Origin of the sequence: Paenibacillus sp. FSL H8-0079 (assembly GCF_037991315.1) — a bacterium.
Taxonomy (GTDB): Bacteria; Bacillota; Bacilli; order Paenibacillales; family Paenibacillaceae; genus Paenibacillus.
Genome location: NZ_CP150300.1, coordinates 3,802,571 through 3,829,263, shown reverse-complemented (window position 1 = coordinate 3,829,263; position 26,693 = coordinate 3,802,571). Strand labels below are relative to the sequence as shown.

Genomic DNA, 26,693 nt, shown 5'->3' with positions numbered 1-26,693 from the left:
AGATTGTTTAATTCACGGTGGGGACGCTTCATTGCAGCAGGAACGATGGCGATTATGCTTGGTTCTGTTCTAAGCGGATGTACTGTCATAAGTGACCCCAAGGGTTTGATGAGAAAACCAATGATGTCTACAGATAAGGAAAAACTGTACAACGTGGTTCAGGTTAAACTGCCGCCAGAGAGCACGTTGATTCGTCCCAAGGATATGAATAATACCAGTATGATTCGAGTGGAAGACCTGAATGGGGATGGGACTCGGGAAGCGATTGTATTTTATGAAACGCCGAATGAGAATGTTCGAATCCATGGCATGATTTTGGAAGAGCAGGGAGGCACATGGGTTAAAAAGCTTACATTTGATGTGCCGGGAAATGAGCTGCAATCCTTTAAAGTATTGGATATTACGAATGATGGTAATCCCGATATTATACTTGGGGTTAGTTTACAGGAGCAAAAAGCTTTGACTGCCTATTCGTACAAGGGCGGGGCACTGGAACAGGTTCTGGGTGGAGTCCCGTATAATCAATATATCATTGATGATGCACAAGGGAACACGCTGGATTTGAGCGGAGATGGCAAGAGTGATTTTGTTATCATTTCACTGAACAACAGTGGTTTTGCAACGATTGCGTTATACCAGTACGAAGATGGAAGCTTCAAGGAAGTTGATCGGGTACAGACCGATTATACCGTTAAAGAAGTTTATAATGCTCTGGGCGGAGAGATCGCAGAAGGACAAATGGGCATTGTACTGGATGCAGAGCTGGATGATCGGAGTTCCTTCTCACAGATTATGTATGTTAAGGATAATAAGTTAGTCAATGCTTTCAAATCACCGGATCAAACGTACAGAGATGACAAAATTTTAAGCGGTGATGTTGATAATGATGGTATTATTGAGTTTGGACTCAAAGAGACTCCAAAAGGTTGGGAGCATTACGTTTTTGACTCTCGGTTGTGGTTCTATACCTATTATCAATGGGATGGCAAAGACGGCAAGAAATTTGTCTCATTCCAATTCCGGGATGATGCTGATTTATTTCATCTAAACCTTAAGCCAGAGTGGTACGGTAAAATCACTATTGATACCAAATCGGAAAAGGAAAAATATATTCGATTTAAAATGATTGATACGGATGAAACCGTGGCAGAGATCAAATATTTCACCCTTTCCCAGTGGGAACAGGAGAAGGGTAAAAGCTGGAAGGAAATTACGCGCACCAAAGATCGAGTTATTGCTTCACGAGTAGCACAATCAGAGGCGGGTAAAGATGCACTGAGTAATACTTCTCAGCTGAATAGAAAGGGAGAACTTAATGAGTAAAGTACTTATTCTTGAGGATGAAGAATCCATCCGCAGTTTTATAGTGATTAATTTAAAGAGAAACGGATTCGAAGTGCTTGAAGCGGGAGACGGCCATGAAGCGCTTCGCATACTGCAAACGGTACCGGATATTGATCTGGCTCTGCTGGATGTCATGGTACCAGGTATTGATGGATTTGAGGTCTGTCGACGCATACGTGAAACCAATGAACGTCTGGGTATCATCTTCTTGACCGCCAAAGTTCAGGAACAGGATAAAGTATACGCCCTCTCCGTTGGTGCAGATGATCACGTAAGCAAGCCCTTCAGCCCAACAGAGTTGATTGCACGTATTCAGTCTTTGTTACGTCGTGTGAACGTGCATCGGGAAACTGCGGCAAAGGTTACGTTCCAGTCCGGACCATTTTCACTGGATCTGATCTCGAAACAATTTAAAAAACAGAATGAAGCCATTGAGTTAACTCCCACGGAGTTTTCATTGATTCAGTTTTTCCTGGAAAAAGAAAATACACCGCTCAGCCGTGATGTGTTGTTAGATCACGTATGGGGCAAAGAATACATGGGTGATCCCAAAATTGTGGATGTAAACATTCGTCGTCTCCGTCAAAAAATTGAGAACAATCCTTCCGAGCCCGAATACCTGCAGACTGTATGGGGTCACGGGTACAAATGGAAGGGCCGGGAGCAATGATTAAAAAAGGCATTACACGGCAGATCGTACTACACTATTTCTTCGTAGTTTTTCTTGCTCTGCTGTTGGTCGAATTCGTATTTATGTTGGCAGTACAAAGGTATTATTATGAAAGTATCTACAATACGATTAGTACCCATATTTCCAATTCAAAGGACTTTTTCGAGCCGATCGCCCGTGAGAATAATACGGAGGACGGTAATAATCTGTCCAGACTGATTGTGAATTTGGCATTATCCAATACTGAATTGGAAATTTTGGATCTGAACGGGCGCGTATTGGCGAGTTCGACTGCTTTTGAATCTGACCGTGCTGTGTTGCAAACCAGTGATATTATGCAGGCTTTGAACGGGGATATGGGACGCTGGATTGGAAGGCAACCAGGTACTGGAGAATCCGTCATGGCCGTTTCACACAAGTTTGATCTGGGCGGCGAAAATACTTATGTTATTCGATATCTGACATCACTGGAAGATGTGAATTCCAAGCTGCTGAATATGGGATTGCTTGCCGCTGCAGTCGGTGTTGCCGTGCTAGCCATTGTCTTGATCATCAGTATTGGTATGGCAAACTCCATTGTACGCCCAATCAACAACATCACTGCAGTATCTGCTCAAATGGCCAGGGGACGGCTCGATGTCCGGGTTAAAGGGAATTATAAGCACGAACTGGGCGAATTGGCATCGACGCTTAACTTTATGGCACATGAAATCGTACGCAGTAATCAGATCAAGGATGATTTTATCTCTTCGATCTCACATGAACTAAGAACACCTCTGACCAGTATCAAGGGCTGGAGTGAGACACTGGACTCAGGCGGTTACGATCCGGAAGAAACTCGTATCGGGATGGGTATCATTTCCAAGGAAACCGAACGACTGATTGGACTTGTTGAAGAGATGCTGGATTTCTCCAAATTGCAGCAGAATCAGATGAAGCTGGTCAAAGGAACCGTCAACATTCGTGAAATTGTACAGGAAACGATGTTGAATGTCTGGGCCAAAGCGGAACAAAAACAGGTTCATCTCAAGTTGGAAACGGATGAGACTCGTGCTTATAATGTCCATGGAGATGGCAACAGACTGAAACAAGTCTTCTTGAACGTTGTGGATAATGCGATCAAATTTTCACATGAAAATTCCTGGATATTCTTATCCGTCAAAGAGGAGAATGGTCAGATTATTGCAGCTGTTCAGGACACCGGTATCGGCATCAGTGAGGAACACCTAATTAAAGTGCGGGACCGCTTCTTCCAGGTCAATCATCAGAATGGGGGAACGGGACTGGGGCTTGCGATTACGCAGGAACTGGTAGAACTACATGAGGGAACCATTACGATGCAGAGTGAACTCGGATCGGGGACAACCGTTACGGTTACGTTACCGGCTGTGGCTGAGGAGATGGGTACAGAGGAATCTGTAACCCAGTCTGGTGATGCTGAAGTCACAGATGAGCGAACAGCAAGCGATGTGAAATTGGATCTAGAAAAGTCTTAAGGTTTTAAAAGATAAGAGATTTTTCTACGTGATGATCGAGCATGCACGCTCCATAACACTCATATCAATACAAAAAAAGGCGAGCCATCCGAGGCTCGCCTTTCTTAATATTATTTATTTAATTATGAAGAAAGTTCACCAGCGCGCAGGCGCCCACTTTTTTCATATACTTCTTTTAATATACGGACAGGTTGCGTACGGACAGCCGGCTTGGCAGAGACGATCTCGTTAGGTCCAACGACAACAATTTCATCCGCCGTACCCTTCACAATTGCACCGTCTTTGATAATCGCACCTTCACCGATGATAGCACGTTCGATGTGAACACCACGACCTATGCGTGCGTTAGGCATGACGACACTGTCTTTAACCTCAGAGCCTTTACCTACTTCAGCACCGCAGAAGATCACGGAACGTTCTGCACGACCTTCAATGGCACAAGAGTCGTGAATCATGGATGCCACATGTTCAATCTTCGTATGTCTAGCTTTGTAAGCACTTGGCTTGGAGCGCCAGTCGCGAGTAAACATTGGCCAGTTTTCTTTTTGAAGACTCCAGTCTTCTTCGTTATAGAGCAGATCCATATGTGCATCCCACAGACTCTTAACTGTACCTACATCTTTCCAATAACCATTAAAGTTATAGACAAAGAGGGGATTATTCTCGTTCAACATCTGAGGAATCACATCTTTACCGAAGTCATGGCTGGATTCAGGGTTAGCAGCGTCTTCCAAGAGATGGCGTTTCAGGTACTTCCAGTTGAACATGTAAATTCCCATTGAAGCCAGATTACTTTTTGGTTCAGCCGGTTTCTCGGCAAACTCGGTTACACGCAGATCAGCATCGGCAGCCATGATCCCAAAGCGATGTGCTTCATCCCACGGAACTTCCATAACTGAAATCGTTGCTGCGGCATTATTGGCTTGATGAGCCTCCAACATTTCGCGATAATTCATATGATAAATATGGTCACCCGACAAAATTAGAACATTTTCGGGGTTTTGTTTGTCAATATAGTCGATATTTTTATAAATAGCATCCGCCGTTCCCAAGTATTCGTCATTTCCTGTATGATAAGATGGAAGCAAGGAGATTCCTGCCTCACTTGAGTTACCATGTCCCCATGGTTCTCCTCCACCGATATGATCATGTAATGAATCCGCTTGATACTGCGTTAGTACACCTACAGTGTCGATCCCTGAGTTAACGCAGTTACTGAGAGGAAAATCGATGATCCGGTAGTGCCCGCCAAACGGTACAGCGGGTTTTGCGATACTTGAGGTTAAAGGGGCTAATCGCTTCCCTTCTCCTCCCGCCAACAGCATAGCGATGCAATCTTTATTAAACATAATCGTTTCCCTCCCAAAATATTGTGCATTGTAGTACATCATTAACGCAAAGTGTAGCAAGTGAAACGATGATTGCTGTAAAAATTCTGAAAATATACAACATTTTTTAAAACACCGCATTTTTCTTTTCAACTTGGCTAGAATGGGGTAATGGTTACTGTTATATCTATTTTCTGGAGAAGAAGGTGATCTTTTGGCCATTCAACCGTTAGCACACCCGGACATATTGCCGGAGCATATTTATTTATTTCATGAAGGTAACCTTCATCACAGTTATCGAATGTTGGGCGCGCAGCCTGAGACTTGCGATGGCCGTCAGGGTTATCGCTTTACCGTATGGGCACCAAATGCCGCAGAAGTAGGGCTCGCTCTGGACCGTAATGGTTGGAAAGGCGAACAGGAACCTTTATATAAGATACCCGAATCAGGATTTTGGAGTCGTTTTTTTCCGGAAATCAGTGAAGGAACTTTATACAAGTTCCGTATATTAACGGAAGATGGAACAGAATTGCTCAAAGCGGACCCTTACGCGTTTCAAGCGGAGGTTCGACCTCAGACAGCCTCTGTCACCAGTTCAATCGAAGGTTATAAATGGAATGATGGAGCCTGGAGACGTAAACAACGTGCCATGTATAACAAACCTCTACATATTTACGAAATGCACATGGGAACCTGGAAGCGCAAAGAAGATGGTAGCCTCTATAGTTATCGTGAGATGGCTGACTTGCTCGTTCCTTACTTATTAGAAATGAAATATACACATGTTGAGATGATGCCTCTCAGTGAGCATCCCTATGACCTTTCCTGGGGATACCAGAATACAGGATTTTACGCGCCAACGAGCCGTTACGGGCACCCGAAAGATCTGATGTATCTTGTGGATACACTGCATCAGGCTGGAATTGGCGTATTGCTGGATTGGGTACCTGCACATTTTGCCAAAGATGCTCATGGGTTGCGTATGTTCGATGGAACGCCTTTGTATGAGTATGCAGACCCGATGTTAGCGGAGAAACCAGGCTGGGGTACGCTCAGTTTTGACTACTCGAAACCTGAGATTCGTTCCTTTCTGATCTCCAATGCACTGTATTGGATGGAGATGTATCATTTTGACGGACTTCGTGTTGATGCGGTTACGAGTATGCTTCGGCTTGATTTTGAGAAGCAGCCAGGACAATACCTTACCAATGATGAAGGGGGTCTTGAGAACAAGGAAGCTGTAGCTTTTTTGCAGCAGCTGAATGAGACAGTGTTCAAGTATTTCCCTTATGCATTGATGATGGCTGAAGAATCCAGCGCATGGCCAATGGTGACGTTACCTGTAGATGAGGGTGGCCTGGGTTTCAACTACAAATGGAACATGGGCTGGATGAATGATACGCTTGATTACATGGAATCTGATTTTCATGAGCGTCCTTCCAAACATCATTTGCTGACTTTCCCGGTCGTATACTCCTTTGCTGAAAATTATGTGCTACCTCTGTCTCATGACGAGGTTGTTCATGGCAAAAAGTCGCTCCTCGACAAGATGCCAGGAACCTATGAACAGAAATTTGCCGGCATGCGTGCTTTTCTGGGCTATTTTATGACTTTCCCAGGGAAAAAGCTGCTGTTTATGGGTGGAGACTTTGGCCAGTTCATCGAATGGAAAGATGAAGATCAACTGGACTGGTTCTTGCTGGATTATGACAGTCACCGCAATTTGCATAAGTTTGAGCGTGAGCTGTCTAACCTGTACTTGAGCGAAAAAGCTTTGTGGGAGCTTGATCATTCCTTGGACGGTTATGAATGGATCACTCCGGATGATCAGGACCAGAGTGTCATTTCATATGTACGCAAAGGAAAAAAACCTGCGGATACACTCCTTGTGCTCATTAACTTTCAGCCGGTCAAGCGGGAGCGTTACCGGATTGGTGTCATGCGTCCCGGTATGTATACCGAAGTACTGAACAGTGACCATTCCGTTTACGGCGGTTCAGGCATTACTAATGATATGCAGCTACCTACCGAAAAGATTCCTTTTCATGGGCATCCATATAGTCTCGAATTGGTTTTGCCTCCGCTGAGCATCGTGATTTTAAAAAAGAACACGCGTCGGAAAACGGATGAATCGCCTGCGAGTATAACTTCCGTCAGTTCAAAAACGAAGAATAAGAATGAAAGTAATACGCTCAAACCGAAGAGGAGGACAAAGGCATGAATATTCTATTTGCTGCTGCTGAAGTACATCCATTTATCAAAACAGGAGGCCTAGCTGACGTAATCGGTGCTCTCCCGTTCGCTTTGAAGAAGGGCGGGGCAGACGTGAGGGTGATTATGCCTAAATACAAGGGAATTCCCGATGAGTATAAAGACGCATTACAGCCAGTCATTACAACAGATGTGCCCCTTGGCTGGCGTAGACCCTATTGTGGAATAGAAATGCTGGTTTTTGATGGAATTCCAGTTTACTTTGTGGATAATGAGTATTATTTTGGGCGTGACGGAGTGTACGGGTATATGGATGATGGCGAGCGCTTCGCCTTCTTCAACCGTGCAGTGCTCGAAGTGTTGCCACAGATTGAGTTCAAGCCTGACGTACTGCACAGTCATGACTGGCATGCGGGAATGACTCCTTTGTTGCTGGAAGCTCACTATAGACACGACTCATTCTATAGTGAGATACGTACAGTATTCACCATACATAACTTGTTGTACCAAGGGGTATTCCCGCATGAGTTATTCAGTGAAATCCTTGAGCTGGACGATCGATATTTCACTGTGGATGGGGCCGAATATTATGGTAATGTCAATTTCCTGAAAGCAGGAATTGTGTACGCAGATCATGTAACGACCGTGAGTCCAACGTATGCAGAGGAAGTGCAGACATCCTACTATGGGTATGGCTTGGACGGACTGCTCAGTTCTCTTGGAGATCGCTTCAGCGGGATAGTGAACGGAATTGATACCAAGAGCTACAACCCGGCAACGGACACTAAGATACCAGTGAAATACAGAACGAGTCTGTCCAAGAAAACGGAGAACAAAATTGAGCTGCAAAAGGAACTCGGACTTCCTGTTCGCCCGGATGTACCTCTCATGGTCATGGTCACAAGGCTCGTGGACTCCAAAGGGCTTGATCTGGTCTGCCGCATCCTGGATGAATTATTGTACTATGATGACATTCAATTTGCGGTACTGGGAACAGGGGAGCAGGCGTATGAACACTGGTTCCGTGAAGCTGCGAATCGTTATCCGCTCAAAATGTCTGCCCAGATTACATTCAACGATGGGTTATCCCGTCGTTTCTATGCAGGCAGTGATATCTTCCTGATGCCATCCAGATTCGAGCCATGTGGTATTAGCCAGCTACTGGCTCTGCGATACGGCAGTGTGCCTCTCGTAAGGGAAACAGGTGGTCTGAATGATACCGTGCAGGCATATAACGAGTATACAGGAGAAGGGAATGGCTTCTCATTCACGAGCTTTAACGCACATGACATGATGAATACGATTCGGCGTGCTGAGGAGATCTACAAACAGCCAGAACACTGGAAGAAAATTGTGAAGAATGCCATGGGCGGAGAATATAGCTGGAACGTCTCAGCTGAGGAATATATGGATATCTATCGCCGGATTACGCTTGAACCTATAAATTAATAAATTAATGCAGTCGTGAATGAGCCACAGCATGTGATGCTGTGGCTTTTTTACGCAAAAAAACACTTCGAGACTTCAGAATGAACGTACTCCATTTATCTGAAAGTGGTAGAAGTGTTTTCCCTTTGCCATGATTATGCTTGGACTGAATCGTTAAAATGGATGGTCGCCGGATCGAGCTGCCTGTACAAAATGCGGTACCCATAGGGGTCGAGCTTAATATTCATCAATCCATCGGTTGGAAACACAGGCTCTTCGGTTAACGCATCTTTCCAGTCTTTCGTCTCCATGGGATGTGAGAGCGTACGATCTTGAGGTGTATTGTTCATCCAAACAGTAAAGTGGAGGTTGTCATCTACGCGTTCGTACACGATACAGGGATCATTATGATCAGCCTTGAGGAAACGGAAACGTCCTTTGCGCAGGGCTTCATTGCTTTTGCGTAGATCGATCATTAGACGATAAAAATCATAAAGTTCTCTGTCTTGCTTGGCCGGGTCCCATTCCATACATTTTCGACAATCGGGGTCAGCATCACCACTAATTCCAACTTCGTCGCCGTAGAAAATACAAGGTGTACCGATATAGGTGAAGAGAAATACAACTGACAACTTTAATCGGCGTTTGTCTTCTCCTAACCGGGTGAGCAGGCGAGGGGTATCATGGCTACACAGCATATTGAAGATGACCTCATTCGTTTGTTGTGGGTATCGCATAATCAATGAACCCATTTCGTTGGCAAAATGATAACCATCCATTGATCCACAGAAGAACTGAAGCACTTTGTCGGCAAAAGGATAATTCATGACGGAATCAAATTGATCCCCCATAAGCCAGGTCAAGGAGTCACTCCATACTTCACCAACAATATAGGCTTCGGGATTCGCGGCTTTAACAACTTTGCGAAAATCACGCCAAAAATGGTTGTCCACTTCATTCGCTACATCCAGACGCCAGCCATCCAGCTTGATTTCCTTTATCCAGTACTCAGCCACATCGAGTAGATATGCCTTAACCTCAGGATTGGCTGTATTGAACTTGGGCATGTTGCCATAGAACCCAAACGTATCGTAGGTGGGTATACCCTCCTTGATCTGAACCGGATATTCATTGATGTGGAACCAATCGGCATACGTTGAATTTTTTCCATGTTGGAGTACGTCCTGAAAAGGAGGGAAGTCTTCACTGCAATGGTTGAACACCGCGTCCAACATGACACGGATACCCAGGCGATGGCATTCTTCTGTCACTTGTTTGAGCATGGCGTTATCACCGAAATGGGGGTCAACTTTTTTATAGTCAATGGTGTCGTATTTGTGGTAGGAATTAGCCTGGAATAACGGGGTAAAGTAAATGGCGTTCACGCCAAGTTCAGTCAAGTCATGTAGATGATCCAGCACACCTTGCAAGTCTCCACCAAAATAATTGTCCAGCTCAGGTTTGCCACCCCAGTCGTGGGTTCCTTGAGGATTCAGCTTGGGATCTCCATTGGCAAACCGCTCGGTCATGATCTGATAAAATACAGCTTCTTTGGCCCACTCGGGTACCTTAAACACATCGATCTCATGTATATAAGAGAACTCATAATATCCTCCGGTTGGATAGGGGGCCTCATAATGAATGCCGTTATCCGCGAGGAAAACATCTTCCGAACCGGCGGTTATCCGAAATATATAGGTGAGGCGTTTGAATTGAGGTTTGACGGCAGCCTCCCAATAATCAAACATGCTATCGGCAGCAGCCTTCTCCAGTTGAATTTCCTTGTAAGTTCCATTCCAATTGTACTTATCTCCGGTCAGTGCAGTCACGTATTGCACATCATTTCGCTTGGTTCGTACGCGTAGATGTATGGTAGACGAATCATAGGCATAGGCCCACTTGTCACGAGGAACATGATACATGGCTTCAAGCAGCATGACAGCACCTCCTGAATATAGGATAAGTTATAGAGGTTGTTCAAAAGCCCGCTTTTGATTACAAGTGATGCCTATCGGCATCATTGGCATCGAATATGGAATTCAGCCGAAATGTCCGTTGCTCACGTAGTTTTGCCTACGCTCCGCTACTCCATTTCTAGCTTTATCCCATCTTCTCGGTACTGAAAACCGGTCTTTTGAACACGCACTTATAGTTATAATTAACCAAGTTAGCCAGCAAACGAAACACAATTCCTGTAATAAAATGTATTGTTTTCAGTGTTTTCAAGGGTTTCTTTCACAGCATATCCAGCTTCTTACTGAATATACTCACAGCTAAATCAAGAAAAGGGTGCCTTGAACAAGCTTGGATTTCAAGTCTGTTCAGGGCACCCCTGTATAGCATGTTGAAGCGATTCTTAGCGAATAGCTTGCTCGAACTCTGTACGGATGGATTGAAGCAACTCCGGCTGGCTCAGGACGTCGTAGGCTGTTGTAGCTAGTGCCTTGGCTCCCAAAATCATCCCGTCCAGCGCACGCTCTTGGAGTGCAAGATCACGGAAGGCTATGGAGTGCAGTGTGTGCACTTCGTCTACAACACGAATGTAGGGATGGATGGCAGGACATTTCAGGGAGACGTTACCGATGTCCATGGAGCCATGATCGTTACCACTCACAATCTCTTCTTGCGGGATGCCGAGTTCCATTAGATTTTGACTAAAAGCAGCTGAGAATGCTTCATTGGTGACCATCTCATCGTAGGACGTTTCATAGTTGGATGTCACCAGCTTGCAACCTGTCTGGAGAGCAGAACCTTCAGCGATCTGAATGACACGTTCTGTGAGGATATTCAGTTCTTTGCGAGTTGCTGCACGTACATAAAATTGGGCTGAAGCATAGTCAGGAATGATATTTGCTGCCTGCCCTCCGTTGTTAATCACACCATGAATGCGAACGGTGCTTTTCACTTGTTGCCGGAATGCGTTGATCCCGTTGAACGTTTGAATGACAGCATCAAGTGCATTAATGCCTTCGTGCGGACTTGCAGCAGCATGTGAAGAGCGGCCATGGAATTCAAATTGTACAGCATCAATAGCCAGTGAACTGCCGGACTTTTCGTAGGCATAATACGGATGCGCCATGAGAGCGACATCGCAGTCATCGAACAAGCCTGCTTCTGCCATCGGAACTTTCGCACCTCGTGTCTCTTCAGCTGGTGTACCAAACACTTTAATCGTTCCACCTACTTCATCCAGAATGGATTTCAGCCCAACAGCAGCACCAAGACTCATCATGCAGATTAGATGGTGACCACAGGCGTGACCGATCTCCGGCAAAGCGTCATACTCACACAGTAATGCGATGGTAGGGCCGGGTTTGGCGGCCGAATAGGTTCCGATAAAGGCTGTGTCCAGTCCCAGAATTGGAGCCTCTACAGTGAAACCATGGAAGAGCAATTCTTCTTTCAAACGGGCAGAAGCGAGATACTCTTCATTTCCCAGTTCGGGGTTGGCACCGATATATGATGAAATGGCTTTAAAACGGGAAGTATATTGATCAATAACCGTCAGGATCTGTGATTTATTAGATGTCATTAGTAAACTCCTTATGCAAAAATGAAAATAATCCATTGATTATATCATGTTTGCTTCATTTTTTCAGAAACAAGTCAAGATTTGTAATGTCAAAATGCATTGCATAATCATGCATTGTACTTTATAATGACTCAGTCATCAACATGAGAAGCATACAAAGTATTGTAAGGGGAGAGAAAAAGGTTGAAATTGATAAGTCGTTACACCATGATGCTGTTGACCTTTGTTATTCTGCTGACGACTGCCGTTCCTGTGGCATTTGCAAGTGGAACTACAGATAATTCAAGCAGTAAAAAGCTGGTGCTCGGTACAAGTGCCGATTTTGCACCATATGAATTCCATAAAGTGATTAATGGCAAAGATGAAATCGTCGGCTTCGATATTGAGATCGCCAAAGAGATTGCCAAAGATCTTGGCGCTGAGCTTGTGATTGAGGATATGGGCTTCGACGGTCTTCTGCCTTCATTGCAGAGCGGGCGTGTTGATCTGGTGGTTTCAGGTATGACGCCGACGGATGAGCGGAAGAAAAGTATCGATTTTTCCGACACCTATTATAAATCAAAACAAGTGATTATGGTTCGCAATGTGGATAAAGACAAATATCCAACCATGGCAGAACTTGAAAATGCGAAGATTGGCGTTCAGAAAGGCTCCATTCAGGAAACGATCGGACAGAGTATTCCAGGAGCGAAGCTTACTGCGCTGGATAAAATCTCGGATATCGTGCTTCAACTTCAAACAAAACGAATTGACGCGGCAATCGTTGAAGATACGGTTGCTGCAGGTTATCTGGACGATATCATTGGACTTGCTGCTGCTGTTCCGGACGAAGAGCAAGCAGAAGCGGCAATCGGGATTCGTAAAGGTAATACCGAGCTGCTAGCTGCAGTAAATGGAACACTGGAGCGACTGAAAAGTGAAGATAAAATCAATCAGATGGTGACGGACGCCAGCCTCTTGATGGCGGATAAAGCGAACAAATCACAAAATATTTTCCAAGTATTCTGGGAGTACAAAAGTTTCTATGCAACAGGTGTAGGATACACGCTCCTGTTATCTGCACTTGGTGTAATATTTGGGGTTATCATCGGATTGATCATCTGTTTGTTCCGTTTGCATGACGCTGCAATCTTGCGCTGGATCGGTACGGCTTATGTTGAAGTTATCCGTGGTACACCGATGCTGGTACAGCTGATGATTATCTACTATGGTATTTCCTTGACGTTTGGAATTAATTTCTCTGCTCTTCAAGCGGGTATTCTCACACTTTCCATTAATAGTGGTGCCTATCTGGCTGAGATTTTCCGTGCAGGTATCCAAGGTGTGGATCGTGGTCAGTTGGAGGCAGCGCGTTCCCTCGGAATGGGCAGAGGGGCAGCAATGCGTTACATTATATTGCCGCAAGCCTTCAAAGCTGTATTACCAGCGATCGGTAATGAATTCGTGACTATTATCAAAGAATCCTCCATTATCTCCGTTATCGGTATGGTGGATATTATGTATCAGGCTAGCGTGGTCAAGAACATTACGTTCCAAGGGTTGAGTCCGTTTCTAATTGCAGCAGCCATCTACTTTGTAATGACGTTCATTTTGTCCAAGCTGCTGGGACGACTGGAAAGGAAGTTGAGTGCAAGTGATAGACGTTAGACAATTACACAAATCTTATGGTAATAACGATGTACTTAAGGGCATTAACGTGACGATTGGCAAAGGTGAGGTTGTCGTGGTTATCGGTCCTTCCGGCTCAGGTAAAAGTACATTCTTGCGTTGTCTGAACTTGTTGGAACAGCCTACCTCGGGAGAGATTGATTTTGAAGGCGTATCAATCACCGATCCGAAGCACAACATCAATGCGACTCGTGAAAAAATGGGCATGGTGTTCCAGCATTTCAACCTGTTCCCACACAAAACGGTTCAGCAAAACATCACGATTGCTCCAATTAAAGTGAAGAAGCAATCCACGCAGGAAGCGGAGAAAATTGCTGCTGATCTGCTTAACACGGTAGGCTTGTACGATAAAAAAGATACATTCCCAAATCAGCTGTCCGGTGGACAGAAGCAGCGGATCGCCATTGCAAGAGCGTTGGCCATGCAACCGCATGTGATGCTGTTTGACGAGCCTACTTCAGCACTGGACCCCGAGATGGTCGGTGAAGTGCTGGATGTCATGAAACGTCTTGCAGAAGGCGGGATGACCATGGTCATTGTGACGCACGAGATGGGTTTTGCACGTGAAGTGGGAGACCGGATCCTGTTCATGGATGGCGGGGTTATTGTAGAAGAGGGAACACCAGATGAGGTGTTTGGAGCACCGAAAAATTCACGTACACGTGATTTTCTTGCGAAAGTACTCTAAAAGAACTGATCAAATAGCGTTACTGACTTCGAGTCGGTGACGCTATTTTTTTATGCGAAATAATCACTTAAGGATTCGAAAAGTAACTTTTCTGTTACCAAATATAAAGAAATCGGTTCGTCAAACTATTCTGAATTATCCAGTATTCTTACAGTTGATGACATGCTGAAAACCATTTGGTAAGAATTACTACAAGTTCAGGTTACAAAATTGTGATATATTGAACTCTGCCGAAACTTCCGGACAGGGAGTGCGGGGGATGTAACGATGCAGACCGTGCAGGGGGAAGATCTAAGGCACACTGCTTGGGGTGAATTAGGGGTACATAATGTTTCAAATGTAACGAAGAACCTATAGGGTGGCTCCTCATCCGAATCCGACAACTAACTTCGCAGGCATAATGAGGGAGGAAGACCATGATTAACAAGAAACGTATAGCCAAAACAGCAGTAGCATTAATGACAACAGTAATGCTCATTCAAGCCGTTCCGGCTCACGCAGATTCAGTTCATGTGGCCAAAGAAGGGGATACCTTCTACACCTTATCGAAACAGTATGGAGTAGCACTCAACACGTTGGTTAAAGCAAACAACGACATTTCGCCTTACAACATTTATGGTGGTTTGAAAATTACGATTCCCGGTAAGGCGAACAATGTAGCAGCTGCCGCGGCTACGGAGAGCAAGACCCAAGCGAAGACTGTGACTACAGCAAGCTTGGACGTTAACGCAGATAACAAAGTTGTTCAAGCCTGGGGAAAAACGTTCGATTACAGTAAAGCAGTGAACGTGAAAGCAACGGCATACTCTGCAGATCCGTCCGAAAATGGGGGATGGGGTGCTGTGGATTACTTCGGGAATGATCTTGAATTGGGTACGATTGCGGTTGATCCCAGTGTGATTCCACTTGGAACCAAAGTACTGGTAACCGGTCACAGCCATCCGGGATTGCCAAAGCAGGCTTTTGTAGCGACAGCACGTGATATTGGTGGTGCAATCAAGGGTCACCGGATTGATATCTTTATCCCTGGTAGCAAGCAGTCCGTAAGCACATTTGGTTTCCAGGATATCGAGCTGTATATTCTGAAGTAGAAAATTAATTACATCTAACCGAAATCAAACAGGGTGTCTGCCAGTCGCTACTTGCGATTGAACAGGCACCCTTTTAACATCGTCATCATTTCCTACATGGACATCCTAATCCTTGGCTTTTGGCAACCCCAACATCTCGTCCAAGGTGACCAGTTCATACCCCCGATTACGCAGTTCCTCAATAATTTCAGGTAAAGCCTCAATCGTGCCATTCAAGTTCGAACCCACACCGCCCCCGGCATGTTGCAGAACGATGGAACCGGGTTTTACGGCAGATAGGATGTTATCCTTCACCTCTTCCTTGGAGAGGCCTTTCCAGTCCAGTGAGTCAACGTTCCAGTTCACAATGCTATAGTGTTGTCTGGCAGCCCATTGCAGCTGTTCTTCATTAATATCTCCGTAAGGTGGCCGGATCATCTTGGGCGTATATCCTGCTAGGTGATGAATGATATCCCCAGTATGTAAAATTTGTTTGCGAAAGGCATTCATCGACAGCTTACTGAATTCCGGATGATTGTAGCTGTGATTGCCAACAATATGCCCTTCCTTAACTATACGTTTCACCAGATCCGGATGTTTCTCAGCACGACTACCAACGATAAAGAATGTAGCTCTGACTTTATATTTCTTCAATACATCTAATACCTGTGGAGTAAATCGTGGATCGGGCACGTCATCAAAAGTCAGGGCAACCTGCTTCGTTGAAGGACCATTCGTTTTGAACGTATCCGCATATTTTTGACGTAATTGTCCCAATGTCAGTTGTTCTTCTTCCGCGGAATCTGAAACTGATACTGATTCACTTGGCGGGCTTGAAGCATCCCGCGATGAAGCTGGAGCATGGTATCCTCCGAAAAAAATAACGATAACCATCAGCATAATGAGGCGTACGCGCATAATAACGGCCTCCTTTTCCAAAAATGATGTTCTCCTTGGTATGTCCGAGGTGTCCATAAAATATGCGTAGTGTGAGAATTTTCATTGCGGATTTATCTTGTTAAAGCCATAATTCCTCCATATATAACATATAGAGAAGGATAGGTGGATGGTTATGAGTACATATGATTTGAAATCGATACGTTTACAAGTGATTGAGGCAGGAGATGATAAGGTTTTTCTCGTTACCGGAGGAAAGGCGCATATTGGCGCTGTAGCCACGTTCTACGTGGATCATGAGCGCGTAAGCGGGACGACGGTACATATTCCGGGTCACAAGGAACAAGAGCTGTGTGAGCGGCTTGCCCGAAAGGCTGCCCTTCAGCTGAAAGTAACCGTTACGGTGATCATGGGTATCCATTTTGATTCCATTACACGGATGCAGATCGACGAAATCGTGCAGACTGCAGAGAGGCTAATGGAGGATCATCTGAACAAGGATAAAGGATCTTCCTAACATGAAGAGCAATCGCAAGTTTTGATTTTATTTGCTAAAATTGAAACGAGTTGTAGATTGTTACGTATGTATGTTTATATACGATGTAATATCGACTAGGAGGAATAACATAATGTCCATTTTCAAACGATTGCGTGATTTAACAATGTCTAATATCAATGCCATTATTGACAAGGCGGAAGATCCAATCAAGATGACGGACCAATATATCCGTGATATGCAAGAGGATCTGGAAGATGCGGAGAAAGCAGTAGCCGCACAGATTGCCATTGAGAAGAAATTCAAGCAGCTATTCGAAGAGCAGGAAGCTCTGGTGAAGAAACGTGAAGAGCAGGCGCATACGGCGGCTCGTGCTCAGAATTTGGATCTGGCTCGACGTGCTTTAGAAGAGAAAAAGGTTGCTGAAGAGAAGATGGCTGAGTACAAAACCAGCTATGATCAGAACAAGGCTTCTGCAGATAACCTGCGTGGCAAGCTCGACGAGATGCGTAAGCAGTTGACTCAAATGAAGAACAAACGTGAGACATTGGTAGCACGTTACAATGCAGCAAAAGCTCAAACGGAAATCAACAAAGCGTTGAATGGGTTTGGCTCTGATACGGCAAGTGCTGGCATGAAGCGTATGGAAGAGAAAATGATGCAGATGGAAGCACAGGCAGAAGCAAGCAACGAAATGTCCTCCAAAGGCAAGTCTTTGGACGAAGAGTTCGAGAAGTTGGGTAAAGACCAGGCTGTTGAAGACGAACTCGCAGCATTGATGAAACAGTACGATAATAAGAACTAACACCTTGGTTGTCAGCAGGGTTAACCAGCGGAGGAGAAGAGCGTTTCTCCTTCGCTTTTAAATGCGGTTCATGTTGATATGTGGGGGCTGTGTAAATGGATTTGAACATTTTGGCGATGCTGGTCTGGACCGTATCTGGTTCGGTTTTGCTGTTTGTCCTGATGTATGTTGATTCACTGTTCACGAAATATAAGGATTTTGCTGAAGTTAAGGCTGGCAATATGGCCGTTACTACACGTATGGTTATGAAGTTATTTGCACAAGGGTATGTACTCGCTACGTCTATTTCTACGGCTGGTCACCTGGGAGAAGCACTGTTGGTCTCCGTTGTATCCTTTATCATTTTGTTGATTCTGGAGAGTGTCGTACACTTTATGATTCGCAAATGGGCCACTTTGGATCTGGATACCGGAATTCAGCAAGGAAAAACAGGATATGGGTTGTTCTCTGGCGCTTTACATATCGTGGGCGCACTGATTATTGCAGCTTGTTTATAAGATAAGGAACAGGAGTAATTCTCATGAGTGTATGGAAACGAATTAAAGGAATACTAACGAAACCTGAACCGCCGCAGGCAGAGAAAACCATGCTACAGCTTGCACCTGGTGATATCTGTGAGGTTTCTCTCGTCACTTATGAAGTCGTTGGTCGGGTACAAAATCGCGCTCGAAATGCAGTTGTGCTTACGCTGCAGGATGGTACCGCCTTTCGATATTTGCATATCGAAGAACGGGAAATTACCCGTTATGCCTTATATATAGCAATTGATGGCAGACTAGATGCACCTGATGAGGTGCCTACATTGCTGGACCTGGATGGACGCGCATATCATCTGGAGGAAGAATATGATGGCATGGTATCTACGGCAGGCAGAACTCCGTATGGCCAGGCAGGAGAACAATTGGTATGGCAGTATCAGTCGGATGATAATATGCTTCTTCGCGTAGAGTGGCAAGACAGAAGATTTACATTGTATGAGGGTGAGTCCATTATTCCTGCGGATATCAAAGTGATTCGTTCGAGCTAGGAGAGGTTCCAATGAAAAAACGCTTGGCACATGGATTAAAATTAATGCTGGTCCTCAGCCTTGTGATGTCTCTGTTGTCCGCGTGCGGAGCACCTTCTGTTCAGGACACATATCCGCTTGAATCGGTTAGTGGCAGTGGTAACTCAACGTCCTATGTGTACCGGGCCTCGGACCGAACGGTTCCGGAAGTGGCTCAGGAATTGTCTGACCAAAGGCAACCGGATCAGATCTCGGCAGAGAACACGGAGCGTATGTTCCTGGTGTATCAGGACGAGTATTATCATCTGCAACAAGATCCGAATAAGCCGGAGGATACCTTGGTTGAGGTGGACTCAAAGGAGTATGTTCGGCAGAACTACGATTCATCTTTTTTACAAGGTTACCTGACTGCTACATTAATAGGTAATCTGTTCGATTCTTTTGGTGGACGGGGCAATGGTAATTATCGGGGTTATACCAATAAAGATACGTATAAACCGAGTGCAGGATCTTACCGTACACCAACGAGTAATGACAAGAAGGTTGCTCCACCCATTACTGTGGATCGGAAAGGTACAATTACAAGGCGCGGAAGCGATAAAGATTCAAGCGTGGGATCTGGCGGAGGATTATTCAACCGTAACAAGGATCAGAGCAAGGGAACCATTGATCGCAACAAAAGCAGTGGTGGCCTGGGCGGATTGTTTGATTCACCTAAGAAATCTTATAAAAAACCAAAAACCAGAGTGGGCGGCGGCCGCATTATGAGGCGTAGATAACATTTAATCGTAAGCGTCGCTGTCAATCGAATAGTTTATTTAAGAACAGCGAAAAGGGAAGGCGGATTCATCTCGCCGGCACATTACCTTGGAGCTGTTCTTTTTGGTTTACGATTTGCGAACATGATTGGATTTGCGTACGCGGGGAATCGTTGAAGCAGGCTGCTTGCGAATCCAGCGGATAAATGGCATCATTCGTTCATCCTGTCTCAAGGATTGCAGGTCCGTGAGACCAAGAGTTACAATGTCGCGATTGGTGTATAGCGAATGAATCTGTTTGTGACAGGGGATGCACAGATTGGCCGTAGGCAGGAAAGTTCCGCCCATTTCTTTGGGTGTCAGATGATGAATGGTCGTGTCCACAGGTTCTCTTCCGCATAATTCACATCGTTCACTCATGATGTATCGCCTCCCTTTGTCATTTGTATTATGGGCATATACGCTTGCTTTCATGTTGGATGTGAGCGATGTACTTGTCATCTTACCGCATTCGGGCTACACTTTTCTTAAACGATGATATGTCTCTAGGAGGTAAGAATACTTTTGAAACTAAACTCACATTCATATGATATGACAACTGCCAAGTTCAATCGTACAGCTGTACAGGTACCGGATGCCCAAGCCAAAATAGCTGCACGCGTGACTTCAGGCTCCATAGAGAAAGTTCGCCTCGAATCTGCCCATGGACGTACACTTGCAGAGACTATTCAGGCACCTCATCCGTATCCATTCTTCCGCAGATCGGGTATGGATGGATTCGCAATTATAAGTACAGATACCCTAGATGCATCTAGTGATCATCAAATCTGGTTTCGGGTAATTGACGAAATTCCTTGCGGTTACACCTCGGACCACACCATTGTTTCAGGTACAACGGCTCGCATCATGACAGGAGCACAGGTTCCTGAAGGTGCGGATGCCGTGGTCATGATGGAGATGACCGAGAGTAAGGAAGAGAACGGAGAACAGTGGATTGCATTGAAACGGCAGATATTGTCGGGCGCTAACATCACACCCATTGGACTGGAAGTCCAGGAGAGTCAGCAACTGCTTGAAGCAGGAACGATCATCAGGGCAGGAGAGCAGTCCGTGTTAGCGACTTTTGGCATTGCAGAAGTACCTGTATTTCAACGTCCTAAGGTTGCGATATTCGCCACAGGAACGGAATTGCTTGATGTAGATGAGCCACTGCAACCAGGTCGGATTCGGAACAGCAACAGTTATATGTTGCGTTCTCTAGTCGTTGAAGCAGGTGGAGAGCCGGTAATGTATGGTTCCATTGCTGACGATGTGAACACAGCAAGGGTGAAGCTGGAAGAAGCCATTCAAGATAATGATATCGTGGTGACCACAGGCGGAGTGTCTGTCGGGGATTATGATATTATGGGTGAACTTGTGTTGGAAGAACATGTGGAGATGTTGTTTAACAAAGTGACGATGCGACCAGGCAGTGTAACCACAGCTGCTGTGTACAAAGACAAATTACTTTTTGCGCTTTCGGGTAACCCAGGGGCTTGTTTTGTGGGTTTTGGTCTATTTGTTCGTCCAACCATTCGTTCCATGCAAGCCGATGCTCATCCTTATTTGGAAGAATGGACTGCGACCTTGGAAGAAGGGTACGCCAAAGTAAACAATTTCACACGATTCGTACGTGGACGCACAGAGATCCGCAACGGAATGGTGTATGCCATACCCGCTGCTGCCCGTGTAGATGAATCCAGCGTGATGATTACGATTAAGGACAGTGATTGTCTAATTGTTATTCCTCCTGAGAAAAAAGGCATTCCTGCGGGGGAACAGGTGCGCATTCTCAAACTGCCCTCAGGTCATGTGAGGTAGTTGGTATATGACTAAAATGAGTGGAACAAAACCACATATCATACAGATAGTTGGATACAAGAACACGGGCAAGACGACCATGACAGCCGCGCTAATTGATCACTTTTCTTCCATGGGACTAAAGGTAGCCGCGATTAAGCATGATGGACACGACCATTTCGAGATGGATCAAGAAGGAACGGATTCGTATCGATTTGGGGAGGCAGGGGCCGCGGCGGTGGTTGTTATGTCAGAGAAACGCACTGCCATTATGGAGCGACAAGCAACCAGGCTGGAGGATATGTTAAGTCGTCTATCCGGGTATGATTGGATTGTTATAGAGGGATTCAAAGAGGCTTCTTATCCCAAGTTGGTGATGGTTCGAGAAGAGAAAGATCTGACACTAGTGGATCGCCTTGAAAGGGTAATGGGTATGATCTCATGGTTATCTCTAGATCAGGTGATGGAGCTAAGCGTCGTAAACAGGGATATAACGTGGTACTCGGTTCATGAAACGGAGTATATAGCCCAAGCGTTGTTACAGATGGTTGAGAGCAAGTGAAGGAAGAATACTGAAATCGAATCGTGGAAACGTAAAGAAGTGGGACATTATCGTCGCTGCACATGATTGAATGTACAGAGAGCATTATTGATCCATTTCTAATATAACGTAACATTTATTATGTAAACTAAAATTATTGGTGCTTCTTTTCCTTGAATGATGTAAAAAACAAAAAAAGCAGCAGACCTTTCTCGGATCGAAATCCTTGATGCGGCTTGCTGCTTTTATTATGTTCGGGATGTTACATCCCATCGTCAGTACGGCGTTCGATAGCTTCGGACATCGTTTTGTCGGTGAGATGAGCGTAAATTTCGGTTGTTTCCGTTGAAGCGTGCCCAAGCTGCTCCTTCGTTTTGTAGATATCATTTTGCAGATAATAGTCAGTTGCGAATGAATGGCGTAATTTGTGCACGGTCAAGAATGGCTTGCCAAAACGTTTGGCGTATTTCATGATCATGGCCTGGATCGCTCTTTTGGTCATTCGGCTGCCTTCCGAATCTCCGTTGCGCATGGCAATGAACAGACCTTTTTCGCGCTTGGGTGTACGGTAACGTGATTGCCGCAGGTTCATATAAGTCGCGAGTTCGTCCTTGGCCTGTTCCCTGAAATAAACGGGTGTTTTGTACGTCTCATCATTGTTACCTTTGCGATAAACATACAGGAGTTTGTTGTTCAGATCGAGGTCATCGACGTTCAGGTTCACGACCTCCGACACACGTAAGCCGGAATTCAAAATCAGGCTGGCAATACAGGCGTCCCGTTCTTTGTTGATTTCATGGGAGTACAGAGCCTGCTTGTTCTTCTCCATATCGACAGCGTAACCTTCAAGGATATAACCGATAAATTCCAGAAGTTCCTCTTCCTCGAGAATTTTACCTTTGAGTTTGGCAGCGGTATCCTTGGGTTTATGCGTGCGCTTGATCTCGATTTTGGCCATAATATTCCGCTTCAGCAAAGGGTAGAAATCTTCGTCTTCCGCAATCTGGCTCAGGTAATGGAAAAGGGAGCGAAGGGAAGAGAGTTTGCGAGAGACGGTAATTCTGGAATTGGTTCCTTCCCGTTTGGTTGTGAGAAATAACCGATAGGCGGTAACCGAATCCATGCGTAGGACTTCCAGTTCAGTTAAAGTAACTTCTTTATTAGAGCTTGCCTCGGACAGCCCCTCTGCTCGCAACCAACCGAAGAAAGCTTCGTAATCTCTTAAATATTCGAGCAGGGTAGAGGGGGACAGGTCAGGCAGCTTGTAGTCCATGAATTGCTGAACGAACCAAGGCATGGAAGGTAGTTTGTCATCCAGCTTGCGTCGATCAATCTCTTTTTGCACGTTGGTCAAGTTCGACACCTCCATGTGAAAAACATATAAATTAATATTCAATGTGTTAGTATTCTATGCTCTAGTGTACCATAATTTACATGCTCACAACTTGTTCACTGAAGCAGGTAGCAGGTAGCGGATGCTTCCTTGCCCTTCAGCGCGTAAACCTTTAAAGTAATCAGTATACGTAGAGCAGAGGAGGTGAACCGGATGAATATGCAAATAGAACTGGTTCCCCGGGAACGCAGTCAGGTGATTCGGCATTTAATGCAATTTTATCTCTATGATTTTACCAAATATCTGAATATTGATGTGGACAGTAACGGTATTTTTCCGGAATATCCGGGTTTGGAAGCATTCTGGACAGAAGAGGACCGCAAGTTTCCTTTTTTGATTACAAGTGATGGGGCACCTGCAGGGTTTGCTTTGGTGGAGAAACTGGAGCCTGGAAGTAAGGATAATGACTACTATTTGACTGAATTTTTTGTAATGCAAAAATATCGGCGCAGTGGCGTGGGCACACGGGCAGCCTATGAATTGTTTAAACGTTTCCCAGGAAGATGGAAAGTGACTCAGGTTCGTAACAATGTCATTGCGCAGGCGTTCTGGCGAAAAATTATAGGGGAGTATACAGGAGGCCGCTTTCGAGAAAAGTTCCATCCAGAGCTGGGCAATCCAAGCCAGTATTTTGTAACCTGATCCCAATCGGGGCTTCACTTACATATAAAGCATTTGCATGATTTGCGATATAAGTTGAACTAATCATTTACACGATAACGGAGAGGACAGAAAAAAACTGAAAAAGCGAAGCGTTCGCCTAAAAGCTTTCTGAAAGAAAGCTGCATCGGAAGCATAAGCTATCCCCGGATTTTCCCCTTCGAAAAAGGGAATCAAAAAATCTGGGGATAACAGCGATTGGAAGGTTATTCTGTCATCGTAGTGTCAGTGTAAATAATCTTTAGTTCAACTTATAAATCTGATGAAGGAGTGAGTGACATGAACGTACCTACATTCCATCTCGATGGACAGACAGCACTAGTGACAGGCGCGGGGAGAGGGATCGGAAAAGCAATTGCGATTGGACTTGCCCAGTCAGGCAGTGACGTTGTACTTGTATCCCGAACGATGAGAGAGATTGAGGAGACAGCTGCCTACATCTACGAACAGACAGGGCGTAAAGCACTCGCACTAACTGCGGATGTGACATCAAGAGAGCAACTGGAAGAGACGTTTCGAGAGGCGATTTCGGAGATGGGCAGTCTGGACATTTTGGTGAATAATGCAGGTATGAACATCCGGACACCCGCACTTGAAGTCACGGACGAGCAGTGGGAGACCATCATGCAAACGAATCTGAAGTCGGCATTCATCGCTTCACAACTGGCGGGTCAGCATATGAAAGAACGTGGGACTGGGAAGATCATCAACATCTCTTCGGTAGGTGGGCACACGGCTCTTCGAACAGGGGTTGTATATGGTGCGACCAAAGCTGCATTAATTCATATGACCAAAGTTCTCGCACTGGAATGGGGCAATTATGGAATCCGTGTCAATTCAGTAGGCCCATGGTATTTCCGAACACCTTTGACCGAAAAGCTGCTGGATGATCCCCAGTATTTGCAGGAAATCGTAAGTCGCACACCGCTTCAGCGAGTGGGAGAACTGGAGGAAGTGGTAGGACCTGTCGTGTTCCTGGCATCGGATGCAGCCGGATACATAACGGGTCAGACGTTATTGGTTGACGGTGGGATGTCCATCTACGGATTCTAGATGAGTTGAGTTGGTAGCAGTCTGGAAAAGTGGGTGGCATAACGAATGTATGGGTAATAACATATTGGAAGATAAAACGTGTCTAAAACTCGCTGAAGTGCATCTTTTACCGTCTTTTCGCCCCCTGCTGCGTTACTTTTTCCTTGACGTGCCCCGGCACAACTGCGGAAAACTTCCTTGTTTGGAACGAAAAATCGGCAAAATTTACTTCTGCGGAGGTTCAGACACGCCCTAATCTGTATTTCTATTTATCTGTACCCAATTCACTGAACTTGGAGGAAGATAACCATGGAAACGCGCAAGTACGGAAATACTGGAATGAACGTAAGTACACTTGGATTTGGCGGAGCGGAAATAGGCAAAAATGTATCCAAAACGGATGTAGCGACATTACTGAACAGTGCGCTGGATGCAGGCTTAAACGTGATTGATACGGCTGAATGTTATGGTGATAGCGAGCAATTAATCGGTGAAGTGCTGTCACATCGGCGTGATGATTACTATTTGTTCACCAAATGTGGACATGCTGCCGGGATCGAAGGTCCCGATTGGGATGCCAAAGTACTGGAGCAAACGATTGACCGTAGTCTTAAGCGGTTGAAAACGGACTATGTGGATGTCATCCATTTGCATAGCTGTTCTGAAGAAGTGCTTCGGCAAGGGGCAGTTATCGAAGTGCTACAGCGTGCCAAGGAAGCAGGGAAAACCAGGTTCATCGGATATAGTGGGGATACAACGGATGCGCTATATGCGATTCAGACCGGAGTATTTGACAGCCTGGAGACCTCATTAAATATCGCAGATCAGGAGGCAATTGAACTTACTTTGCCTGAGGCGAGAAAAAGAAACATGGGTGTCATCGCCAAAAGACCTATTGCCAATGCGGCCTGGACGTATGAAACACTTTCAGAAGAGGCTTATCCATTTATATACTGGAAACGCTTAAGCGAACTTAACTATGGTTTTCTGGGTGAAGATGCCCAGGCAGCGGTGGAAACAGCACTACGTTTTACGCTAAGTACCGAAGGCGTAGACACGGCTATTGTAGGAACAGCCAAGCCCAATCGCTGGCAGCAAAATGCCGATCTTGTGGCTAAAGGGGCACTTCCGCAGAACCTATATGATGAAATTAGAGCACGATGGAACGAAATCGCCGGCGCTGACTGGACTGGCCGGACTTAAAAAATTGTTAAAATATGAGTGAAGTCGCCATCAAGGCGGCTTCTTTTTTAGCTAATATATTATATTTTCATCATATGAAAAATTCATAATAATGATTGCACCAGAGACTGCGAAAAATTTCTAGAGAAGAATATCTATACATCAGTCCCCGAAAAACCGATGAGACCGGAGAAAAGAGGAAAAATCCCAAAATTGAGCCATTCTATTTTGGACAACCGGAAATTTCACGAAAATAAGAAGCTGGTAGAATGATACGCAAAAATAGAGGTGCCCAGCGTTCGAAATGAAAGAAATAACTACTATATTATACTATTTCAACATATGAAAATTTCACAATAGAAAGATCATTTTCTCACCTTAGTTCCCACATCACATTGAGATTCGATACCGCTCCCTCATGTTAAAAAGGAGAATCATTCTAAGTGATAGAAGTCAACAAACTTTTTTACAGATTTCACATGGGAGTGAAAATAATTTTTTAGAAATGACGCTTAAGAAAGTACAGCTTAAATTCATCGTCAAAATAAAATAACATAATATTTATTATGTAAATCATAAACAATTCTTTTGGCAATGCAGACATAAAACCTCCATGACCTGTAAATCGTAAGGGGATAAGGCAGAAGGA

General features: G+C 45.0%; 24 protein-coding genes and 1 riboswitch. Of the genes, 18 read left to right on the top strand and 6 right to left on the bottom strand.

Annotation, left to right across the window (positions count from 1 at the left end):
- Positions 1 to 3: 3 nt before the first annotated feature.
- The 3 genes from MHI06_RS16980 to MHI06_RS16970 are packed head-to-tail and all read left to right on the top strand — an operon-like array spanning position 4 to position 3,510.
- Complete coding sequence (locus MHI06_RS16980; RefSeq protein WP_169481019.1) at positions 4 to 1,323, top strand: hypothetical protein; 1,320 nt, start codon at positions 4 to 6, stop codon at positions 1,321 to 1,323.
- Positions 1,316 to 2,014: a response regulator transcription factor gene (locus MHI06_RS16975; RefSeq protein WP_017688086.1), complete on the top strand. Its 699-nt coding sequence runs from the start codon at positions 1,316 to 1,318 to the stop codon at positions 2,012 to 2,014. The genes MHI06_RS16980 and MHI06_RS16975 overlap by 8 nt, the downstream gene beginning before the upstream one ends.
- Positions 2,011 to 3,510: a HAMP domain-containing sensor histidine kinase gene (locus MHI06_RS16970; RefSeq protein ID WP_340398533.1), complete on the top strand. Its 1,500-nt coding sequence runs from the start codon at positions 2,011 to 2,013 to the stop codon at positions 3,508 to 3,510. Before MHI06_RS16975 ends, MHI06_RS16970 begins: the two co-directional genes overlap by 4 nt.
- Positions 3,511 to 3,632: 122 nt before the next feature.
- Here the strand turns inward: MHI06_RS16970 and MHI06_RS16965 are convergent, their stop codons facing one another.
- A complete protein-coding gene (locus MHI06_RS16965; protein ID WP_340398532.1) occupies positions 3,633 to 4,859 on the bottom strand; it encodes a glucose-1-phosphate adenylyltransferase in 1,227 nt (408 codons plus the stop codon).
- A 193-nt stretch (positions 4,860 to 5,052) separates the two neighbouring features.
- Here MHI06_RS16965 and glgB point away from each other — a divergent pair, with 193 nt between their 5' ends.
- Positions 5,053 to 7,059, top strand: a complete 2,007-nt coding sequence (gene glgB, locus MHI06_RS16960; protein WP_340398531.1) for a 1,4-alpha-glucan branching protein GlgB — start codon at positions 5,053 to 5,055, stop codon at positions 7,057 to 7,059.
- Complete coding sequence (gene glgA / locus MHI06_RS16955; protein ID WP_340398530.1) at positions 7,056 to 8,498, top strand: glycogen synthase GlgA; 1,443 nt, start codon at positions 7,056 to 7,058, stop codon at positions 8,496 to 8,498. The genes glgB and glgA overlap by 4 nt, the downstream gene beginning before the upstream one ends.
- A gap of 134 nt (positions 8,499 to 8,632) precedes the next feature.
- Here glgA and MHI06_RS16950 read toward each other — a convergent pair whose 3' ends face one another.
- Together MHI06_RS16950 and MHI06_RS16945 are read right to left on the bottom strand one after the other, a co-directional pair.
- Positions 8,633 to 10,414, bottom strand: a complete 1,782-nt coding sequence (locus tag MHI06_RS16950; RefSeq protein ID WP_340398529.1) for an alpha-glycosidase — start codon at positions 10,412 to 10,414, stop codon at positions 8,633 to 8,635.
- 419 nt (positions 10,415 to 10,833) lie between these two features.
- Positions 10,834 to 12,009 carry a M20 family metallopeptidase gene (locus MHI06_RS16945; RefSeq protein ID WP_169481013.1) on the bottom strand — a complete coding sequence of 392 codons (1,176 nt, stop codon included), beginning with the start codon at positions 12,007 to 12,009 and terminating at the stop codon, positions 10,834 to 10,836.
- Between the two features lie 183 nt (positions 12,010 to 12,192).
- On the opposite strand from MHI06_RS16945, the gene MHI06_RS16940 reads away from it, so the two are divergent.
- From MHI06_RS16940 to MHI06_RS16930, 3 genes are all read left to right on the top strand, one after another.
- Positions 12,193 to 13,656, top strand: coding sequence for an ABC transporter substrate-binding protein/permease (locus tag MHI06_RS16940; protein WP_169481012.1), 1,464 nt, complete (start codon positions 12,193 to 12,195; stop codon positions 13,654 to 13,656).
- Positions 13,643 to 14,365, top strand: a complete 723-nt coding sequence (locus tag MHI06_RS16935; protein WP_017688094.1) for an amino acid ABC transporter ATP-binding protein — start codon at positions 13,643 to 13,645, stop codon at positions 14,363 to 14,365. The genes MHI06_RS16940 and MHI06_RS16935 overlap by 14 nt, the downstream gene beginning before the upstream one ends.
- A gap of 218 nt (positions 14,366 to 14,583) precedes the next feature.
- Positions 14,584 to 14,779, top strand: a riboswitch (cyclic di-AMP (ydaO/yuaA leader).
- A gap of 44 nt (positions 14,780 to 14,823) precedes the next feature.
- Positions 14,824 to 15,456 carry a 3D domain-containing protein gene (locus MHI06_RS16930; RefSeq protein WP_340402137.1) on the top strand — a complete coding sequence of 211 codons (633 nt, stop codon included), beginning with the start codon at positions 14,824 to 14,826 and terminating at the stop codon, positions 15,454 to 15,456.
- Positions 15,457 to 15,561: 105 nt separating this feature from the next.
- Here MHI06_RS16930 and MHI06_RS16925 read toward each other — a convergent pair whose 3' ends face one another.
- Positions 15,562 to 16,353, bottom strand: a complete 792-nt coding sequence (locus tag MHI06_RS16925) for a polysaccharide deacetylase family protein (RefSeq protein ID WP_169481010.1) — start codon at positions 16,351 to 16,353, stop codon at positions 15,562 to 15,564.
- Between the two features lie 154 nt (positions 16,354 to 16,507).
- On the opposite strand from MHI06_RS16925, the gene MHI06_RS16920 reads away from it, so the two are divergent.
- The 5 genes from MHI06_RS16920 to MHI06_RS16900 all read left to right on the top strand — a co-directional run bounded on the left by MHI06_RS16920 (position 16,508) and on the right by MHI06_RS16900 (position 19,418).
- Positions 16,508 to 16,849, top strand: coding sequence for a hypothetical protein (locus MHI06_RS16920; protein ID WP_169481009.1), 342 nt, complete (start codon positions 16,508 to 16,510; stop codon positions 16,847 to 16,849).
- A 112-nt stretch (positions 16,850 to 16,961) separates the two neighbouring features.
- On the top strand, positions 16,962 to 17,633 hold the full coding sequence (locus tag MHI06_RS16915; protein WP_076331579.1) for a PspA/IM30 family protein: 672 nt from the start codon (positions 16,962 to 16,964) through the stop codon (positions 17,631 to 17,633).
- A gap of 95 nt (positions 17,634 to 17,728) precedes the next feature.
- Positions 17,729 to 18,130: a DUF350 domain-containing protein gene (locus MHI06_RS16910; RefSeq protein ID WP_169481008.1), complete on the top strand. Its 402-nt coding sequence runs from the start codon at positions 17,729 to 17,731 to the stop codon at positions 18,128 to 18,130.
- Between the two features lie 23 nt (positions 18,131 to 18,153).
- Entirely contained in the window at positions 18,154 to 18,660 is a 507-nt protein-coding gene (locus MHI06_RS16905; protein ID WP_169481007.1) for a DUF4178 domain-containing protein, read from the top strand.
- 11 nt (positions 18,661 to 18,671) lie between these two features.
- Positions 18,672 to 19,418, top strand: coding sequence for a DUF4247 domain-containing protein (locus MHI06_RS16900; RefSeq protein WP_340398528.1), 747 nt, complete (start codon positions 18,672 to 18,674; stop codon positions 19,416 to 19,418).
- 108 nt (positions 19,419 to 19,526) lie between these two features.
- Here MHI06_RS16900 and MHI06_RS16895 read toward each other — a convergent pair whose 3' ends face one another.
- Entirely contained in the window at positions 19,527 to 19,817 is a 291-nt protein-coding gene (locus MHI06_RS16895; RefSeq protein WP_169481005.1) for an HNH endonuclease, read from the bottom strand.
- Positions 19,818 to 19,988: 171 nt separating this feature from the next.
- Here MHI06_RS16895 and glp point away from each other — a divergent pair, with 171 nt between their 5' ends.
- Positions 19,989 to 21,257 carry a gephyrin-like molybdotransferase Glp gene (glp, locus tag MHI06_RS16890; protein WP_340402136.1) on the top strand — a complete coding sequence of 423 codons (1,269 nt, stop codon included), beginning with the start codon at positions 19,989 to 19,991 and terminating at the stop codon, positions 21,255 to 21,257.
- A 7-nt stretch (positions 21,258 to 21,264) separates the two neighbouring features.
- Positions 21,265 to 21,798 (top strand): molybdopterin-guanine dinucleotide biosynthesis protein B, encoded by a 534-nt coding sequence (gene mobB / locus MHI06_RS16885; protein WP_340398527.1) that lies wholly within the window; start codon positions 21,265 to 21,267, stop codon positions 21,796 to 21,798.
- A gap of 241 nt (positions 21,799 to 22,039) precedes the next feature.
- Here the strand turns inward: mobB and xerS are convergent, their stop codons facing one another.
- Complete coding sequence (xerS, locus tag MHI06_RS16880) at positions 22,040 to 23,146, bottom strand: tyrosine recombinase XerS (RefSeq protein ID WP_340402135.1); 1,107 nt, start codon at positions 23,144 to 23,146, stop codon at positions 22,040 to 22,042.
- 177 nt (positions 23,147 to 23,323) lie between these two features.
- Here xerS and MHI06_RS16875 point away from each other — a divergent pair, with 177 nt between their 5' ends.
- From MHI06_RS16875 to MHI06_RS16865, 3 genes are all read left to right on the top strand, one after another.
- Positions 23,324 to 23,812 carry a GNAT family N-acetyltransferase gene (locus MHI06_RS16875; RefSeq protein WP_145148348.1) on the top strand — a complete coding sequence of 163 codons (489 nt, stop codon included), beginning with the start codon at positions 23,324 to 23,326 and terminating at the stop codon, positions 23,810 to 23,812.
- A 297-nt stretch (positions 23,813 to 24,109) separates the two neighbouring features.
- Positions 24,110 to 24,883 carry a glucose 1-dehydrogenase gene (locus MHI06_RS16870; RefSeq protein ID WP_340398526.1) on the top strand — a complete coding sequence of 258 codons (774 nt, stop codon included), beginning with the start codon at positions 24,110 to 24,112 and terminating at the stop codon, positions 24,881 to 24,883.
- A gap of 288 nt (positions 24,884 to 25,171) precedes the next feature.
- Complete coding sequence (locus MHI06_RS16865; RefSeq protein WP_169481002.1) at positions 25,172 to 26,065, top strand: aldo/keto reductase; 894 nt, start codon at positions 25,172 to 25,174, stop codon at positions 26,063 to 26,065.
- Positions 26,066 to 26,693: the final 628 nt, after the last annotated feature.